This window comes from Mesorhizobium sp. WSM4847, from assembly GCF_055811335.1.
Map to the genome: position 1 here is coordinate 1 of NZ_JBVVPY010000106.1, position 593 is coordinate 593.

Below are 593 nucleotides of genomic sequence, written 5' to 3' on the forward strand. Positions count from 1 at the left end.
GCCGATCCAGTCGGACAGGCTCTCGCTCGGGCACGCCTCGGCGTAGGTGTAGTTCGAGGCGCCCATCGCTGCGACGAACAGCTTCATGGGGCGCGCTTCGCCGGTGACGGGATCGAAGAGGTCGATGGTGTCGCCGGCAAAATCGACAAACACCTTCTCGCCGCCCAGGTGTGTCTGGCGCATCGCGGGGCGCGCGCGCCCTTTCCAGGCCTCGAACGTCGTACAAAACCAGGTGTAGCCAAAGCCGTCGGGATTGGCGGCGCGATACTCTTCCCACAGCAGCACTCGTGTTACGCTGCGGCGGCGCAACCCCTTCTCCACATAGCCCCAATCGGGCACCTGGCCGCCGGGGGCTTTGCGACGCTGCCTTCGGCGCTGGGAAGAGCAGCAGCTCAAGGCCTTCGTCATCCATGCCTTCAGGCAGAGGCCAGCTCAGCCCGGCGAGACGGGCGCGCCGCAGATAACCATGCACGACGCCATTGCTCACCCCGAGCGTGTGCGCGATGGCGCGCTCGGTCAGGCCCTGGAATGGCTTAGACGTAAAACTTCTCTGATCCGGCGTATCGACAATCTCTGGGTTGGCATCAGGCTTC

At 64.8% G+C, this 593-nt stretch carries 1 pseudogene; it reads right to left on the bottom strand.

What is annotated here, in order from left to right:
- Window positions 1-585: pseudogene (locus tag AC0L28_RS34730) on the bottom strand (IS21 family transposase); the annotation flags it as partial.
- Between the last annotated feature and the right edge of the window lie 8 nt (window positions 586-593).